Origin of the sequence: Klebsiella sp. ME-303, from assembly GCF_007910085.1 — a bacterium.
GTDB lineage: Bacteria > Pseudomonadota > Gammaproteobacteria > Enterobacterales > Enterobacteriaceae > Klebsiella > Klebsiella michiganensis.
The window spans coordinates 34066-50839 of the sequence record NZ_VOJB01000089.1 but is presented as its reverse complement, the minus strand read 5'-3'; the positions used below and the strand labels follow the sequence as shown (position 1 = coordinate 50839).

The following is a 16774-nucleotide window of genomic DNA, read 5'->3' as shown; positions in this document are numbered from 1 at the left end:
ATACGCTAACTTAAGATATATTAAATAAAGATTTATTTATTTTATTTTTTTCCTAAATACTTTTGGTGATTCACCGCTATAGCGGCGAAAGAAGCGAGAAAAATAGGCCGCATCAGTAAACCCTAAGTAATCAGAAAGTTGAGCGATAGTCATGCTGGTGTACTGCAGGTTGCGACGCGCCTCAAGCATCAACCTTTGATGTAAAACCCCCAGTGCGCTGCAGCCATAAAATTCATGACACAAATAATTCAAATGAGTCGCAGACACCCCCACCTCCCTGGCATACCCGGCTAATGGCATATGTTCACGATAGTGGCTTTCGATAAGGCGCGAGAAATGACGCATGACGCTCCGCTTACGTTCCGCTTTGTCCTCCGTTATGAGCTGCGGTTGATATTGCCGATTCAGCCAGACCAACAGCGCTCCCAGCAGTGAATGAAGCATCATTTCGCGCGCATCGTAATCTTCGCGGTACTCCTCTTGCAAAGCGGTAAACAGCGCCCGGATATGGCCCCGGGAGCTCTTCACCGGCACGCAACGCGGGTGGCCGAGCACATCCAGCTGACTGCCAAACTGATTTTCAAGGCTTCCGAGCAGCGGCAGCGCCAGCGACAAAACGTAGCCCTCCGTACCCGGCGAAAAGCGAAATCCATGAATACATAGCGCCGGAACCACCTGAATACAGGACTCCGTCATCACGGTCGTCGCGCCTTCGATTTCAATCTCCGCCCGCCCTTTATGCAGATACAGTAGCTGCACCAGCTCTGCGTGCTGATGCACGCGGATATGCCATTCATAAAGATGGCTGCGCTGGAGTATAGACTCACAGTGCAGAAGATCGGGCGTTGGCCAGCCCTGATCTTCGCCATACAGTTTGAAAACGGGAATGGTACTCGCTGCCTGCATCACGACTCCAGAGCCTTTTCTATTACGCCACGCGTTCCATCGGCAGACCCACATAGTTTTCAGCGATAGTGGTTAACCCGGCGCGTGATTCAAGATAGTAGCGACGATCCGCCGCCTGCATTTTTCTGTCGAACTCGCTTTGTTGCGGAAAATCATGCAGCAGACGCGTCATAAACCAGCTGAATCGCTCACCTTTCCACACTCTATCCAGCGCCAAACGCGAGTAGCTGGCTAAGAGGTCAATACGGCCATGGTGATAATACTCACGCAGGATCCGCCAAAGATAGTTCACATCGGACGCCGCGAGATTCAGCCCCTTCGCCCCGGTAGGCGGTACGATATGCGCCGCATCCCCCAGCAGAAATAGCCTCCCGTACTGCATCGGCTCCACTACATAGCTGCGCAGCGGCGCGATACTCTTCTCAAGAGAGTGACCGATTACTAACTTATTGGTCAGCTCATCAGGGAGACGCCGCTTGAGTTCAGTCCAGAAACGTTCATCAGACCACTCCTCCACCTTTTCGCTAAGCGGTACCTGCAGATAATAGCGGCTTCGAGTTAGTGAGCGCTGACTACAGAGTACAAACCCCCGCTCGTGGTGGGCGTAAATCAGCTCCGGGTTCACCGGTGGCGTATCGGCCAGCAGCCCGAGCCAGCCAAACGGCCAGACGCTCTCGTACTCTTTCAGCACCCCTGCCGGGATGCTCTGGCGGGACACGCCGTGAAAGCCGTCGCAGCCGGCGATAAAGTCGCACTCAAGGCGGCAGTTTTCGCCATTGTTGATAAAAGAGACCGACGGTCGATCGCTTTTTGCCTCATTAATGGTGACATCGCTGACGCCATAAATCGTCGCTGCCCCGCATGCCTCCCGCGCCGCCATCAAATCCCGCGTCACTTCGGTCTGGCCATACACCATCACGCTTTTGCCTGCCGTCAGTTCCGTCAGCGGAACCGGTACGCGCTTGCCCTCAAACAAGAATTCGACGCCGTGATGGACCAGCCCTTCCGCATCCATTCGCCGCCCCGCCCCGGCTTCGCGCAGCAGTTCTACCGTTCCGCTTTCCAGAATTCCCGCGCGGATCCTCCCCAGCACATACTCAGGCGTCTGTCGCTCAAGGATGACGGTCTGAATCCCGGCGTGATGTAATAACTGCCCCAGCAGGAGTCCCGACGGACCCGCTCCGATAATCGCCACCTGTGTTTTCATCGCATCGCCTCAGCACGGTTAATTATTTGTTTGTTTTTTGTTTATTAAAAGTTTGAATTTGCATTTTTGATAACTCTGATGGGAAAAAGAAGGGAGAAACGGGTGCAAAAATTGGACTTTTCACCAATCTTGCGGAAGTGTGGCAGAGTTCAAATTTCAGGGTTCCCGTAGAGCGGGTGGTTTTTTACACATTGTTTGATCCTGACCGCTCAGCTAAAACAAGACTTCAGGTAAAAGTATCGCCAGACACTACGGCAACGGGCATCACGGACAGCAGGTATTTATGCAAGCAGATCGGGCAACTCAGCGCGCTATCACGCGATTGTGTATTCAATGTGGTCTTTTCTTATTACAACACGGCGCGGAAAGCGCGCTGGTTGAGGAGCTCTCAACCCGTCTGGGTCTGGCCTTAGGGATGGATAGCGTGGAAAGCGCCATCTCTTCGAATGCGATTGTTCTCACCACTATTAAGGACGGGGAGTGTCTGACCTCAACGCGAAAAAACACCGATCGCGGCATCAACATGCACGTCGTCACGGAGGTTCAACATATTGTGATTATGGCAGAGCATAAGCTGCTGGATTATAAGGATGTCGAAAAGCGATTCGCGCAAATCAAGCCGCTGCGCTATCCGCGCTGGCTGCTGGTTTTCATGGTCGGCCTCTCCTGCGCCTGCTTTTGCAAACTTAACAACGGCGGCTGGGACGGTGCGCTGGTCACCTTCTGCGCCAGTACGGTAGCCATGTATATTCGCCAGGTACTCACCCATCGTTCAATGCATCCGCAAATCAACTTTTGCCTCACCGCCTTCGTCGCAACGACTATCTCCGGGCTGATGCTGCGCCTGCCGGCTTTCACCAGCACGCCGACGATCGCGATGGCCGCCAGCGTGCTGCTGCTGGTACCCGGTTTTCCGCTGATCAACGCCGTTGCCGACATGTTTAAGGGGCATATCAACACCGGTCTGGCGCGCTGGGCCATTGCCAGCCTACTGACGCTCGCCACCTGTATCGGCGTGGTGATGGCGATGACGATGTGGGGGCTACGCGGATGGGCATAATTTTCTATCTCTACGAACTGGCGCTGGATATGATGCTGGCAGCCATTCCCGCCGTCGGGTTCGCCATGGTGTTCAACGTCCCGCAGCGGGCGCTGCGCTGGTGCGCGCTGCTGGGCGCTATCGGCCACGGCTCGCGCATGGTCATGATGACGGCGGGTTTTAATATTGAGTGGGCGACGTTTATGGCGGCACTGCTGGTTGGCAGCATCGGTATCCAGTGGTCCCGCTGGTATCTGGCGCACCCGAAGATTTTTACCGTAGCGGCGGTGATCCCGATGTTCCCCGGTATCTCCGCCTATACCGCGATGATTTCAGCGGTGAAAATCAGCCATTTCGGCTACTCGGAAGAGATGATGATTATGCTGCTGAGCAACTTTCTTAAGGCTTCATCGATCGTTGGCGCATTATCCATTGGCTTGTCTATCCCCGGGCTTTGGCTGTATCGCAAGCGTCCGCGCGTCTAGCTAATCGCGCCGCCGGGTCGCCCGCGGCGCTCCTTCCTGAGCGACCTCTATGCTACTATGTGTGCAGCTACCCCTCTCTTTTTAGTTGTTCAGAGTTGAGATTGATTTATGTCTTCACGAATATTAACTACCGATTTTAGCGGTCTGGATGACTTCATGCAGGATCACGCAGCGGTACTGGCAAAATCGGCCAGCGGCGCCGTCGCCGTATTTGCCAACAACGCCCCCGCATTCTATGCGCTGACGCCGGAGCGTCTGGCGCAGCTGCTGGAGCTGGAAGCAAAACTCGCGCGTCCTAACAGCGATATTGCGCTGGACGCGCAGTTTTTTGACGAGCCGACGGCGACCCCCGTTGCGGTTCCGATGGGGAAATTTCCGATGTACGCCGACTGGCAGCCGGATGCGGATTTTCAGCGCCTGGCCGCGCTGTGGGGCATCGCCCTGAGCCAGCCCGTGACGCCGGAAGAGCTGGCGGCATTTGTCGCTTACTGGCAGGCGGAAGGTAAAGTCTTTCATCATGTCCAGTGGCAGCAGAAGCTGGCGCGCAGCGTACAGATTGGCCGGGCCAGCAACGGCGGCCAGCCGCGCCGGGACGTCAACGCGATTAGCGAACCTGATAATCACATTCCACGAGGATTCCGAGGATGAGCATGAAAAATGTCGGCGATTTAATGAAGCGCCTGCAAAAGATGATGCCAGCCCATGTCGAACCCGCGTTTAAGACAGGTGAGGAGCTGCTGGCATGGCAAAAAGAACAGGGCAAGCTGCGTTCTGAGGCGCTGGAACGCGAAAACCGGGCCATGAAAATGCAGCGAACCTTTAACCGCTCCGGCATCCGCCCGCTGCATCAAAACTGCTCGCTGGATAACTACCGGGTGGAGTGTGAAGGCCAGATGATTGCGCTGTCCCGGGCGCGCCAGTACGTCGAGGAGTTCGACGGCAATATCGCCAGCTTTATCTTCTCCGGCAAACCGGGTACCGGAAAAAACCACCTCGCCGCCGCTATCTGCAACGAACTGCTGCTTCGGGGTAAGTCGGTGTTGATTATCACCGTCGCCGATATCATGTCAGCGATGAAAGATACCTTTGGCAACCGGGAAACCAGCGAAGAGCAGCTGCTCACCGACCTGAGCAAGGTGGACCTGCTGGTGATTGACGAAATCGGCATGCAAACGGAATCACGCTACGAAAAAGTGATTATTAACCAGATCGTCGATCGCCGCTCTTCGTCAAAGCGCCCTACCGGTATGTTAACCAACAGCACCATGGACGAGATGAACAAGCTGCTCGGCGAGCGCGTGATGGACCGGATGCGGCTGGGCAATAGCCTGTGGGTTAACTTCAACTGGGACAGCTACCGCGATCGCGTAACCGGAAAAGAGTATTAAGATATTTCTGAACCCCGCCGGCGTTATAATCAGGGGATTATTCAGTCACGGCGAAGAGTACGTCTATGAAATCTGCAAAAACGTTGTTCCGCACGGCAATGGTGGCCGGCGCTTTATTGACCTTTGGCGCGCACGCCACCTCCTGGCAGGATTCGCTCTCCAGCGCCGCTAACCAGCTCAGCAGTCAGAGCGGAAGCCAGCAAAGCGGCGGTATGTCCCTCTCTTCGCTGACCGGTTTGCTCAACGGCGGCAGCCAGTCGTTGACTTCCAGCAGCATGAATAATGCCGCCGGGATTATGTCTTACTGCGCGAAACAGAAGCTGGCTTCGGTTACCAATACCGAAAACGTTAAAAATCAGGTTCTGGATAAGCTGGGTCTCAGCACGCCGGAAAAACAAAAAGAGGACACCAGCTATCTTGAGGGCCTTCAGGGCTTGCTGACCAGTAAAGACGGCCAGCAGCTGAATCTGAACACCCTTGGCAGCAGCCCGCTGGCGGAAAAAGTGAAAACCAAAGCCTGCGATCTGGTCTTAAAACAGGGCGTGAGCTTCCTCTCCTGATTTTATCCTCTTAATGCCGCGTTTGGCGCGTTACCCTGGCCTGCGCGGCGGCAACGTCTGTTTTTTAACATCTTTCCCCCAAATCCCCTGGCTGACTGGATGTGAGGCAGTTCAAAAACGGCGATTTCTAAACCAATTCTGAACCACAGCACAAATTCATGACGATACAATTGCGGCAATATTGCGCTGCAATTACAGTGTAGCGTGAAAAAAGATCTATCTGGCCAGCCGACAGCTGGCGTGAATGAGGATGAGCTGTGTCAGAGTTGTTATCCATCGCCCTGTTTCTTGCTTCGGTGATGATTTACGCATTAAAAGCCGGTCGTAATACCTGGTGGTTCGCCGCCACCCTCACGGTGCTGGGCCTGTTCGTTGTTCTGAATATTACCCTCTACGCCAGCAATTACTTCACCGGCGACGGTATCAATGACGCGGTACTTTATACGTTGACCAACAGCCTGACGGGCGCCGGCGTGGGCAAATATATTCTGCCGGGCGTGGGGCTGGTCGTCGCGCTGGTCGCGGTATTTGGCGCACTCGGCTGGGTGCTCCGCCGTCGCCGGCATCATCCTCATCACTTTGGTTACAGCCTGGTGGCGCTGGTTCTGGCGCTGGCGTCAGTGGATGCCAGCCCCGCCTTCCGCCAGATTAGCGAGTTGGTTAAATCCCAGTCCCGCGATGGCGATCCTGACTTTGTGGCTTACTACAAAGAGCCGTCAAAAAGCATCGCCAACCCGAAACTGAACCTGGTGTACATTTACGGCGAAAGCCTTGAGCGCACTTATTTTGATAACGATGCGTTCCCGAACCTGACCCCAGAGCTCGGCAAACTGAAAAGCGAGGGGCTGGACTTCAGCAACACCGCCCAGCTCCCCGGTACCGACTACACGATTGCCGGAATGGTCGCCTCCCAGTGCGGGATCCCGCTGTTTGCGCCGTTTGAAGGCAACGCCTCGGCCTCGGTTTCCAGCTTTTTCCCGCAGAATATCTGCCTTGGAGATATCCTGAAAAACTCGGGTTATGAGAACTACTTTGTGCAGGGCGCTAATCTGCGCTTCGCCGGAAAAGACGTTTTCCTGAAATCTCACGGCTTCGATCATCTGTACGGCGCGGAAGAGCTAAAAACCACGGTCGCCGATCCGGCCTATCGTAACGACTGGGGGTTCTACGATGATACGGTTCTTGATGAAACCTGGAAAAAATTCGAAGCGCTTTCGCAGTCCGGAAAACGCTTTTCGCTGTTTGCGCTGACGGTCGACACCCATCATCCGGATGGTTTTATCTCCCGCACCTGCCAGCGTAAAAGCTACGATATGGACGGTAAAAAGAATCTTTCGTTCAGCGCCGTCTCCTGTAGTCAGGAGCATATCGCGGCGTTAATCGAGAAGATTAAAGCTTCGCCGTGGTTCAAAAATACGGTCATCGTGGTGTCATCCGATCACCTGGCAATGAAAAACAGCGCCTGGGACTATCTGAATAAGCAGGATCGCAGCAACCTGTTTTTCGTTCTGCGCGGCGATGAGCCCCGGCAGGATACGCTGGCCATCAAGCGTAATACCATGGATAACGGCGCGACGGTGCTCGATATCCTCGGCGGCGATAACTTTATTGGCCTTGGCCGCAGCAGCCTTTCCGGCGAGTCGCTCTCCGCCGTGTTCCTCAATATGAAAGAGAAGGTGCTGGCGTGGAAGCCGGATATCATACGCCTGTGGAATTTCCCCAAAGAGATGAAGAATTTCACCGTGGATTCACAGAAGAATATGATCTCCTTCTCCGGCAGCCATTTCCGCCTGCCTCTGCTGCTGCGTATCTCCGATAAGCGCGTTGAGCCGCTGCCGGAAAGCGAATACTCCGCGCCGCTGCGCTTCCAGCTGGCCGATTTCGCGCCGCGCGATAACTTCGTCTGGGTCGACCGCTGCTACAAGATGGGTCAGCTGTGGTCGCCGGAAGTGGCGCTCTCCACCGACTGGTGCGTCTCGCAGGGCCAGCTGGGGGGCGAACAGAAAGTCCAGCGCGTCGACAAAGCCCAGTGGCAAGGTAAAACCGCGTTCAAAGATACCCTTATCGATATGGAGCGTTATAAAGGCAACGTCGATACGCTGAAGATCGTCGATAACGATATTCGCTATAAAGCCGACAGCTTCCTGTTTAACGTCGCCGGCGCGCCGGAAGAGGTGAAGCAGTTCAGCGGCATCTCCCGACCGGAAACCTGGGGGCGCTGGTCTAATGCCCAGCTCGGCAGTGAAGTGAAAATTGAATATAAAGAGCCGCTGCCGGAGAAATTCGATCTGGTGATTACCGCCAAAGCCTACGGGCCGAATGCCAATAAGCCGATTCCGGTACGGGTGGGCAACAGCGAACAAACGCTAACGCTGGCCAATGATGTCACCACCACCACCCTGCATTTCGATAATCCGTCGCGCAGCAGTACGTTGACGATTGCGCCGCCGGACCCGCAGTCCACGAACGAGGGCAATATTCTCGGCCACTCTCCGCGTCAGCTGGGCATCGGCATGGTTGAAATCAAAGTGGTGAAAAGCGAAGGATAAGCCATCGTGCCCGGCGGCTTTTTGCGCCGGGCCGTGGTGACGGTGGGTGGAAATTAGCTATGCAGCGGCTTTAGCTCATCCGCCGACAGTCCGGTAATCCGCTGTACCGTCTCGGTATCTAAACCGTTCTGCAGCATACTGCCGGCAATGCGCAGCGCTTCCCGCCGGCTCCCTTCCTGCAGGCCTTCCAGGCGCCCTTCTTGTCGGCCTTCCTGTATCCCTTCCTGTCGGCCTTCCTGTATCCCTTCCTGCCTTCCCTCTTGCCGACCTTCCTGCTTGAGCTTTTGAGCGATAGACATCAACCTCTCCTCATAGTGTGGCAGACGGCGGGCCAATCGGCGGAGAAACACGCTCGGATCGGCGCTATTGCCGTACTGCAGCATATAATGAAACAGCACTCTTAACTGCCTGCGGTTAGTGTATCCCAGCATCACAAGGGTCGCCAACGACTCCGTAATCCCGCTGAGATCGCGCTGACGAATATGCTTTTGCATCAGCTCCAGCAGAGCGACCCGCCGGTGCTGAACGATTTCATCATCCGGCATCACCGTTACGTCAACCAGCGGAAACGGGCAGGCGTACAGCGTCCTCGCCATCTGCGGGTCGGCAAATTCATCCAGCCAGTTCAGGGAAAAGGGATAAGGACTGGTCGCGCCGTGATAAAAAAGCATCGGTACCACCAGCGGCAGCGTTTTGTGCCCGGCGTCGAGGTGCCGCTGCATCGCGGCAATGGCATAGCGCATCAGGCGAAAAGCCATATGGTTATCCGGCGAACTCTGGTGCTCTATCACCACATACACATATCCCAGGCCGCAGGGGGTTTGTACCGACCACAGTACGTCCGAGTACCAGGCGCGCAGATCTTCATCAATAAAGCTCGCCGGCTCCAGCCGTAGGGTAGAAAAATCACACCGCTGGCGGATCGCTTCCGGCAGGTGCAGCGTGAGAAAATCATTCGCCGTCTCCGGGTGGCGAAGAAATCGCTTAAAAACCGCATCATGCGGCGTCGAGGTCATCCGTTTTTTCATGGCCGTCCGCTTGCCTGAAAGAGAAGGAGAGCCGGACTCTACCATCGGTTTTTACTTCGTTGGTTTTGGCGATGATTTTATGGGAAGCGCCTCGGAGAATCGCGCAGCGGCCAGCCCGGCTGGCCGCCATCAGCAAAGCTTAGTAATCAAACTGACGGTAATAACGGCGGATATTAAGATCATGCCCGGTATGGTGTTCAAAATGGGCCGCCAGCCTGTCCACCAGCAGGGTGGAAACCACGCACGGCGCCATAATCCAGCGGAAAGCCTCATCAATGCCGTTCAGCGGATAGTCGCGCGGGTCAATCACCACCAGATGGTCGGTGATCTTCTCAGCGAAGCGTTCGACGCGCTCATCCAGCGCCCGGCATTTACCCTCGCCTTTGACCAGGAACAGCGGGACCTCTTTTTCCAGCAGCTCCAGGGTGCCGTGGAAAAACTCGGCTGAACTCACCGATTTGGTCCGCTTCCACTGCATCTCTTCGAGAATACACATTGAGAACAGATAGACCTCACCCCACATTTCCGCCCCGCCGATCCACATCATATAGTCGCAGCCGTGATACTGAGCGGCGATTTTATCCGCCTGCGGATCGAACTGGCGTTTGGCCTGCAGAAGATTTTCCGGCAGCAACTCCAGCTGGCTGGCAAAACGATCGTAATTGGCGAAATCACCGTGACGATAAATGATGCGGAAGAATAACCAGAAGAGCAGCATATATTCATATTCCACGCCGTTCTTGTGGCACATCGGAATATGCCAGCTCGCCGCCTCGGCTAATGGCGAATCGGCATTACGGGTAATGGCCACCACGCGAATCCCCTGCGCTTTGCACCATTCGGCAATGGCTACCGACTCTTTGGTATCGCCGGACTTGGATAACGTCACCACCACCGCATCTTTATTTAATTTTTTATGTCCGCGATGAATTAATTCCGCCGCCTGCTCAAGGTAAACCGGCACGCTGGTTAATTCTTTTGCAAACTCATTTATTGCCATCATCGGCGCCAAAGAACCGCCCACCGAGGCGAAAAATAAGGCGCTACAGCCGCTCTGATAAATATCATCGGCAACGGTTTCCGCCTGTTTGCGCGCAGCGATGATCTCGCGAGCACTGGTCAGGTACTCGTCCTGATTAAAACCCAACATAGTTTTCTCCTGAATAATCAGATTTTACTTTTTAAGACGCGATCAAAATCGTCAAAAATACGTTTAGCCAGATCGATGCCTTTCAGGCCGGCGGTATGCCAGGCCAGCATCTGGACGGGAACAATCAGCAGCAGCGGCGCCAGGTGATGTTCACACGGGCAGCTTAGCGCCAGCGTCTGCGCATCCTCTTCGTCGCTCAGCGTCAGCGTAAAGGCGCGGGCAATGGACGGCGCCATATAGTCCCGCAGCGCCCGGGTCCGCGCATCCGGCGCATCTTCAATAAACAGCATCACATGGCGGGCATTGGCTTCCAGATAGGGGCCGTGCATATAGGCCTCAAGTTCAAAACCGCTGGAAGGCACGCGTACCGTTTCGGTAAATTTGGTTTCGAACTCCTTCGCGACGCCCACCAGCGCGCCATAGCCGGTGGCGACAAAGCGCTCGCCGCCCCGCAGCGCTTCGCCATGCCTGTCGATAAACCGCGAGGTGCGGTCAATGACATCCGGGATCGCCGCCGCCAGCCGCTGCAGTTCGGCAAGATAGCGCTGCTCCTCGGCCTCGCTGGCTTTCCCCTGGGCACGGGCAATCATCAGCGCCATCAGCAGCAAATTCAGCACCGTCGCGCTAAACCCGCGGGTGACAAACCCCACGCTCTCGATACCGGTATTGATATCCAGTATCCCATCGCAGGCCCGGGCGATCGGACTTTGCGGATCGGAGGTCAGCGCAAAAACCGGCAGGCTCAATGCCTGTACCTTACGCATCGCCGCCAGCGTCGAGGCGCTTTTACCGCTCTGCGAAATCGCCACCACCAGATCGGTATGCGGATCGACCGCCTCGTAGTGCGTAAAGTTGTACGGCTCTTTAATCTCAACCAGGACGCCGAAGCGCTGCTCAAAGAAATAGCGCGTGCACAGGGCGGCGTTCAGCGACGAGCCGGTCGCCAACAGCAGAATGCGGCGCACCGGGTGCTGGCGGGCAAAGGTCTCAATCGCCGCCAGCTTTTGCCGGTAGTCGCGCAGGATCTGCGTCAGACAGGCCGACTCTTCGCTGATATAGGTCATCATCGTTGGTACCATTTTCGACTCCCGTTAAAATAAACCTATCCACGACCCCAGAATGCCCACCAGCGCCATTCCGCCGATAATAGAAAGCGGTTTAACCTTGCGCCCCAGCAGCCAGTAAACGATGCCAAAACTCACCAGCGGCAGCATGCAGGGCAGGATGTCGTTGATAATGTCCTGCACCTGGGTTTTCGCCTCTCCGGCGCCGAATGAGAGGGGGATGGTGATATCAATCATTGAGGCGGTCATCGCCCCGACCACCATCAGGCCGATAATCGACGCGCCGTAGGTCAGGCTCTCCATCATTCCGCTCTTCTGGATCCGCTGCAGAACCCCGGTGCCCAGCACATAGCCCCAGCGGGTAAAGAACCAGCGCACCAGGATGTGCGGCACGTTGAACACCAGCAGAAACAGAATGGGGCCGAGAATGTTGCCCTTTAGCGCCAGGCTGGTGCCGATACCGGTAGCGATCAGGCGCAGCGTGCCCCAGAAAAAGGAGTCCCCCAGCCCGGCCAGCGGCCCCATCAGCGACGCTTTGACGTTATCAATCGCGTTGGCGTCCATGTTCTTCTGCTGGCTATTCTTCTCCTCCATCGCCGTGGTGATCCCCAGCAGCAGGGTGACGATATGCGGCGTGGTATTGAAGAACACCAGATGCCGTTTCAACGCCCCGGCCAGCTCCTCTTTGCGCGGATAGAGCTTTTTCAGCACCGGAATCAGCGCGTAAACAAAGGCGAGATTCATCTGCCGCTCATAGTTCCACGAAAACTCCATCTGGAAGGAGCGCCAGAATACCCGGCGTAGATCGCGCGGCGTGATACGGGCCTCTTCCTGCGCCTGCGGTTGCAGAGTTTCTTCAGAAATCATCTTCGTCGTCATCGCTGACTCCTTGTTCTGTCGTCGTACGAGGTGAGCTCAGCGCGGTGACGTTAACCATCACCACCGCCACGATAGCGCCGAGAATAGCGATGCCGGTCACCGGGATTTTCAGGTAGGCCATCAGCACAAAGCCGAGGAAAAAGTACGGCGCGACTTTCTTATTAATCAGCAGCCTGGCGAGCATTGCGAAGCCGAGTGCCGGAATAATGCCGGTAGCGACGCTGAGCCCGTGTTTGATAAATTCCGGGATGGTATCGAGCAGGGATTTCACCGCATTGCTGCCGACCAGGAATGAGATGGTCACCACCGTGGCGAGCATCAGCGACAGCCCGAAGCCGGCAATCAGATGCATGCGCTCAATGCCGACCGTATCCGCCCGCTCCGCGTAGCCGTCAGCCTTCTGGCTGAGCATCGGGATAAACATCCCCAGATAGACGTTTTTCAGGATCAGCGTCAGGGTGGCGATGGGCAGGCCAAGCAGCAGCGCCGTTTCCGTTCCCGCGCCGGAGGTAATGGCGAACGCCACGCCGAGAATACCGCCGGTTACTACATCAGGCGGGATCGATGCGCCGACGGAGAAAGAGCCGATAAACGCCAGCTCAAGCGTCGCGCCCATGATGACGCCGGTCTGTACATCCCCCAGCACCAGCCCGGTCAGCAGCCCGGTGACGATTGGCCGCGAAATCAGCGACGTCCCCAGGGCATATTCCGATTGCGCGATAAACGCCACCAGACCCAGTAAGAGAGCCTCTACCATAATCTGTCCTCCGCGGAGTTAAACGCATTGCGCAAAAAGCTGTTTGCGATCGTTAGGGACCTGGCGGATCTCAACTTCGACGCCTTTCCCGACCAGCTGCTGCAGTTGTTCAATTTCTTCCGGCAGTAAATTGATCGCCTTAGAAATATTTTTACTGCCCGCTTTGGCTTTTATTCCGCCGAGATTAATACTTTTTATCCCCTCGACGGCGCTGGCAATACGCCAGGCGTCATTGACCGATTCCACGACGATAAACAGATGATATTTCTCCGTCACGCCGCTTTTTATCGATTCGATAGCATCGTTAATATTTTTAATCACCAGTTTTACCGAAGGCGGTTTAGCGAGCTTAATTGTGGTTTTCCGCAGCTCATCTTCAGGGACATTATCGTTGGCGATTAAAATGCAATCGGCGCCGACATACTGGGTCCAGGAAAAGGCCACCTGGCCGTGAAGTAATCGATGGTCAACCCTTAATAGCGTAATCATGGTGTTCCCTCATTTCAGAAGTCTTTATCAATAGTCATCGCACTGGCAATCGTCTGATTGCAGTACTGAATGCTCTCTTTGGCGCTTGTTAATGCTTCAGAAATTAATTTCTCGGTATTTTCTTCGCCTGCGGAAATAAGTAAATCAATAATCAGCGGCAGGTTTAAACCGGACAATAAATGAAAATTAGGGCGCGATAAAAAACGCACAAACTCATTATTGACGCTACCGGCGAAAATATCCGTAATGACAATCAGCTCATCCTGGGCGGGGAAACGCGCCAGCAGCGTCTCCACCTGCTGCGTCAGATCGGCCTCCTCTTCGACATAGGCGCAGAGAGTATAAATATCCGGCTGCTTACCGAGGATCAGCTCCACGGAGTTCAGCAGACCGTTAGCAAAGGTGCCATGGCTGGCAAAAATATAGTGTCGTTTCATCCTTACCTCGAAAGCGCATTCCACTGCTTTCTTGATTGCAACCGGCGTGCCAGAAACAGTGGCGCGCCGGCTAGCGCAAGGATCAACTAATGAAGGGGATTAAAACTCTTGATCTTCCTGAATAAATTCAGTTTCCCGCGTCAGAATATCGTGAATGTAGTACAGCTCTACGGCGGGGATTTTGACACTATATCCACTCTCTATGACACTAAAAGCCTCGCGGAGCGTCGCCAGCTCGCTCTGCGGACACTGTTTGCCGGAATAATGGGATGGCGAGGCGTTGCGGATCAGGCGCTCTATCAGACAGCTGATATGCACGTACAGCGCCACCTTGCGATCGTTAGGCACATCGCAGCCGGCCAGATGCTCATAGCGCAGTAAAAACTGCTCAACCTGATTGATCACTTTACCGGTATCGAGGATCGTCACCGACTCGATCACCCGGCGCAGCGAGAAATTTTTCAGGATCAGGTTATTGATCTCGCTGACCTGCTCAGCGGAGGCCAGTTCGCCGAAGATACGCATCAGCGGGCGGCTTCCTTCGCCGGAAATCAGCGAATCCAGCGAGATCCACGGCAGATCGGGGAGATGCGGATCGAGGGTGCCGACAATCGCCAGCACCTCATAGCGGCTGAGCATCGGTGCCCGGCGCGCGGGATCGGCGAGGGTTTCCACATCGCATGCCACAATATCGATGCCGAGCGTCTCAGGAATGCTGGCTTTTAACAGCGCCGACAGATTCGCCGCCGCCCCCAGACCGGTGGCGCAGGTTGTAAGAATCGCCCGCGGTTTGTCCGTTTGCGGGTAATAGAGCTGATGCTCAACCGCGAGGTCATTGCCTATCTCCCGGACGATATCTTCCAGCATATCGCCCTGCAAAACCCGCTCCCCGACGTACATCGCCATCCCGGTCGAGACGTTATTAATAATCGCCATCGGCGTGGACAGCCGGCGGTTGAAGTGGCTGTGAATGGCGTTCAGCGATCCCATATCGACCAGGATGACCAGTCCGGAGGCCAGCGCGTGGCTCTCGATCCAGGCCATCACCTGATCGGCGATAGCCTCCGGCGTCACGTCGAGCGGCATATCGAATGACTCAAACAGCTGGCTTTTCAGCAACCGATTCGCCACGTTGGCGATGCTGCTGGCGGTGGCGTAACCGTGGGCGAGGATAACTGCCCGGGTCACCTGCTGCTGACTGATAGCGCCGTTTTTCTGTAACCACAGCACCAGCAGCAGCAGGTCAATGCGTCGGGGTTCAATATCCAGCTTCAGCGCCAGCGCGGCGAGGATCTCTTCACAAAAGCGATACAGCAGCGGGTATTTCTGCGCCAGGAAATCCTCCAGCTGGCGGCTTTTCTCATTGCTCATCGTCGACTGCGCCTGGCGAGAACGATGAATCAGGTAGTGGCTCAGGGCGTAGATACAGTTGCCGTTAAACTGAATATTGAAGCGCTTTTCAAGGCGATAAAACTCCTCCCGCACCTGATGGGTTATCAGCAGCAGCAGATGCGAGCTGTTGGCATCATGATTATCGAAAATCAGCCGATCGAAGAGGGTTTCCATCTCCTCGCCCATGCTTTTTTGCGCCTCTTCCCAGACCGTTTTTTTACTCAGCACCGCCTCATACAGCGCGAGAACGCGGCACTGAGCATCATAGATCAGCCCCTGAACCGGGTCGCGCGCGCGCAGCAGCCAGACCAGGCTGGTCTGCGGTTCAATAAGCAGCGGTTCCTGCTGGCCCATCGGTTCGCTAAGCGCCGGCGTCGCGGCCATGATATTTTCCGGCAGATCGTGCAGCGTGACGTTTAGCCTCTCGCTGCCCGGAGACCTGGCCCACGCCGACGCGACGGCGTACTTGACGACATTCTTCAGCTCACCGACGTTGCCGCGATAAACGTAGTGCGTCAGCACCTGTAAAAGCCGGGGCGTCAGCTGCAGTCGGGCGGACAGCGTGCGGGCCTCCTGCCAGAAAAACTGCAGCGTTAACGCTTCTTTCTCGCCGCGGCTGCGATTTTGTAAATCAGGCAGGCTAATGAGGATCGGAATACGACGAATAAAGGTGGTCAGAAACGTGCTGTGAATATCTTCGGTGGTGGCAAACACCAGCCGCAGCGAAATCGGCATCCCCTGCGCCGTCTCTCCCACCCGATAGATCTCTTTGCGGTCCAGCCAGGTGAAGAGCTTCTCCTGGCCCTGCGCATCGAGGCGGTGGACCTCATCGAGAAACAGCACGCCGCCGTTTGCCGCCTCAAACGCCCCGGCTTTATCGCCCTGCGCGCCGGTAAACGCGCCTTTGACGTAGCCAAACAGGTTGGCGGCCAGCAGCTCCGGGTTGCTGGCGTACTGGGCGCAGTTGAAGCTGACAAAGGGCGCATCGGGCGGCAGCAGTCCCTGGGCGATGGCAAACTCGTGCATCAGCTCCGCCATATAGCTTTTGCCGGTTCCGCTGTCGCCGACGATCAGCAGCGGCAGCCCGCCGTTGGGATAAAACAGCGCGGTTTTCATCTGTTCGATAGGCTTGCGCAGGCTACCGTCATGGCCGGTAAGCAATGAAAAATGATCTGCCTGTTCCGGCTGCCGGTCGCTCTCCGCGAGCAGCTCCGCCATGCTGGCGTACTCGCTGCGGGAAAGGGGGAAAAACTGCTGGCAGAAGGCGGCCTTATGCAGGAAATAGACCGGACGGGTATTAATCTTCACCAGCACATCCTGGGCCACCAGCTGATTCAGATAGTGGCTGGCGGTGTTTCTTTGCATCGCAAAACGCCGGGCCAGGTAGCCGGCGGTGAAGACCTCGCTCAGGTTATCCGGATCAAAAAAATCGGTCTGATTTTGC

General features: G+C 55.7%; 16 protein-coding genes. 6 read left to right on the top strand and 10 right to left on the bottom strand.

The features are described from left to right. Positions 1-36: 36 nt before the first annotated feature. Both FQK12_RS20080 and pobA read right to left on the bottom strand, forming a co-directional pair. A complete protein-coding gene (locus FQK12_RS20080; RefSeq protein ID WP_014227817.1) occupies positions 37-906 on the bottom strand; it encodes a helix-turn-helix domain-containing protein in 870 nt (289 codons plus the stop codon). A 22-nt stretch (positions 907-928) separates the two neighbouring features. Then, a complete protein-coding gene (gene pobA, locus FQK12_RS20075; RefSeq protein ID WP_014227816.1) occupies positions 929-2113 on the bottom strand; it encodes a 4-hydroxybenzoate 3-monooxygenase in 1185 nt (394 codons plus the stop codon). Between the two features lie 283 nt (positions 2114-2396). On the opposite strand from pobA, the gene FQK12_RS20070 reads away from it, so the two are divergent. From FQK12_RS20070 to opgB, 6 genes are all read left to right on the top strand, one after another. Then, the gene (locus FQK12_RS20070) at positions 2397-3173 is read left to right on the top strand and encodes a threonine/serine exporter ThrE family protein (protein WP_014227815.1); all 777 of its coding nucleotides are present in this window, start codon (positions 2397-2399) and stop codon (positions 3171-3173) included. Beyond that, entirely contained in the window at positions 3164-3637 is a 474-nt protein-coding gene (locus FQK12_RS20065; protein ID WP_004098364.1) for a threonine/serine exporter, read from the top strand. Before FQK12_RS20070 ends, FQK12_RS20065 begins: the two co-directional genes overlap by 10 nt. A 108-nt stretch (positions 3638-3745) precedes the next feature. After that, entirely contained in the window at positions 3746-4285 is a 540-nt protein-coding gene (gene dnaT / locus FQK12_RS20060; protein ID WP_009652817.1) for a primosomal protein DnaT, read from the top strand. Positions 4286-4287: 2 nt separating this feature from the next. Beyond that, positions 4288-5025, top strand: coding sequence for a DNA replication protein DnaC (gene dnaC, locus FQK12_RS20055; RefSeq protein ID WP_014227813.1), 738 nt, complete (start codon positions 4288-4290; stop codon positions 5023-5025). 65 nt (positions 5026-5090) lie between these two features. After that, positions 5091-5585: a DUF2501 domain-containing protein gene (locus FQK12_RS20050; RefSeq protein WP_014227812.1), complete on the top strand. Its 495-nt coding sequence runs from the start codon at positions 5091-5093 to the stop codon at positions 5583-5585. A 257-nt stretch (positions 5586-5842) separates the two neighbouring features. Beyond that, positions 5843-8134 (top strand): phosphatidylglycerol--membrane-oligosaccharide glycerophosphotransferase, encoded by a 2292-nt coding sequence (gene opgB, locus FQK12_RS20045; protein ID WP_014227811.1) that lies wholly within the window; start codon positions 5843-5845, stop codon positions 8132-8134. Positions 8135-8187: 53 nt separating this feature from the next. Here opgB and FQK12_RS20040 read toward each other — a convergent pair whose 3' ends face one another. The 8 genes from FQK12_RS20040 to FQK12_RS20005 form a co-directional block, all read right to left on the bottom strand. Beyond that, positions 8188-9162: an Rpn family recombination-promoting nuclease/putative transposase gene (locus FQK12_RS20040; RefSeq protein WP_014227810.1), complete on the bottom strand. Its 975-nt coding sequence runs from the start codon at positions 9160-9162 to the stop codon at positions 8188-8190. A 139-nt stretch (positions 9163-9301) separates the two neighbouring features. Continuing rightward, positions 9302-10312 carry an SIS domain-containing protein gene (locus tag FQK12_RS20035; protein WP_014227809.1) on the bottom strand — a complete coding sequence of 337 codons (1011 nt, stop codon included), beginning with the start codon at positions 10310-10312 and terminating at the stop codon, positions 9302-9304. Positions 10313-10329: 17 nt separating this feature from the next. Beyond that, entirely contained in the window at positions 10330-11391 is a 1062-nt protein-coding gene (locus FQK12_RS20030) for an SIS domain-containing protein (protein WP_014227808.1), read from the bottom strand. 12 nt (positions 11392-11403) lie between these two features. Next, on the bottom strand, positions 11404-12255 hold the full coding sequence (locus FQK12_RS20025) for a PTS system mannose/fructose/sorbose family transporter subunit IID (RefSeq protein WP_014227807.1): 852 nt from the start codon (positions 12253-12255) through the stop codon (positions 11404-11406). Next, positions 12233-13012 (bottom strand): PTS mannose/fructose/sorbose/N-acetylgalactosamine transporter subunit IIC, encoded by a 780-nt coding sequence (locus tag FQK12_RS20020; protein ID WP_014227806.1) that lies wholly within the window; start codon positions 13010-13012, stop codon positions 12233-12235. Before FQK12_RS20020 ends, FQK12_RS20025 begins: the two co-directional genes overlap by 23 nt. Before the next feature lie 18 nt (positions 13013-13030). Beyond that, the gene (locus FQK12_RS20015) at positions 13031-13501 is read right to left on the bottom strand and encodes a PTS sugar transporter subunit IIB (RefSeq protein ID WP_014227805.1); all 471 of its coding nucleotides are present in this window, start codon (positions 13499-13501) and stop codon (positions 13031-13033) included. A 14-nt stretch (positions 13502-13515) separates the two neighbouring features. Continuing rightward, the gene (locus FQK12_RS20010; RefSeq protein WP_014227804.1) at positions 13516-13938 is read right to left on the bottom strand and encodes a PTS sugar transporter subunit IIA; all 423 of its coding nucleotides are present in this window, start codon (positions 13936-13938) and stop codon (positions 13516-13518) included. A gap of 99 nt (positions 13939-14037) precedes the next feature. Then, positions 14038-16774: sigma 54-interacting transcriptional regulator (locus FQK12_RS20005; protein WP_261393141.1), on the bottom strand; the 2737-nt coding region annotated here is incomplete at its 5' end.

Bases quoted from the DNA above. Each gene is read 5' to 3' on its own strand.
- FQK12_RS20010 (WP_014227804.1), bottom strand. From the start codon at position 13,938: ATGAAACGACACTATATTTTTGCCAGCCATGGCACCTTTGCTAACGGT.
- FQK12_RS20040 (WP_014227810.1), bottom strand. From the start codon at position 9,162: ATGAAAAAACGGATGACCTCGACGCCGCATGATGCGGTTTTTAAGCGA.
- FQK12_RS20035 (WP_014227809.1), bottom strand. From the start codon at position 10,312: ATGTTGGGTTTTAATCAGGACGAGTACCTGACCAGTGCTCGCGAGATC.
- FQK12_RS20070 (WP_014227815.1), top strand. From the start codon at position 2,397: ATGCAAGCAGATCGGGCAACTCAGCGCGCTATCACGCGATTGTGTATT.
- dnaC (WP_014227813.1), top strand. From the start codon at position 4,288: ATGAAAAATGTCGGCGATTTAATGAAGCGCCTGCAAAAGATGATGCCA.
- pobA (WP_014227816.1), bottom strand. From the start codon at position 2,113: ATGAAAACACAGGTGGCGATTATCGGAGCGGGTCCGTCGGGACTCCTG.
- FQK12_RS20050 (WP_014227812.1), top strand. From the start codon at position 5,091: ATGAAATCTGCAAAAACGTTGTTCCGCACGGCAATGGTGGCCGGCGCT.
- FQK12_RS20080 (WP_014227817.1), bottom strand. From the start codon at position 906: ATGCAGGCAGCGAGTACCATTCCCGTTTTCAAACTGTATGGCGAAGAT.
- FQK12_RS20030 (WP_014227808.1), bottom strand. From the start codon at position 11,391: ATGGTACCAACGATGATGACCTATATCAGCGAAGAGTCGGCCTGTCTG.
- FQK12_RS20065 (WP_004098364.1), top strand. From the start codon at position 3,164: ATGGGCATAATTTTCTATCTCTACGAACTGGCGCTGGATATGATGCTG.
- dnaT (WP_009652817.1), top strand. From the start codon at position 3,746: ATGTCTTCACGAATATTAACTACCGATTTTAGCGGTCTGGATGACTTC.
- FQK12_RS20015 (WP_014227805.1), bottom strand. From the start codon at position 13,501: ATGATTACGCTATTAAGGGTTGACCATCGATTACTTCACGGCCAGGTG.
- FQK12_RS20020 (WP_014227806.1), bottom strand. From the start codon at position 13,012: ATGGTAGAGGCTCTCTTACTGGGTCTGGTGGCGTTTATCGCGCAATCG.
- FQK12_RS20025 (WP_014227807.1), bottom strand. From the start codon at position 12,255: ATGACGACGAAGATGATTTCTGAAGAAACTCTGCAACCGCAGGCGCAG.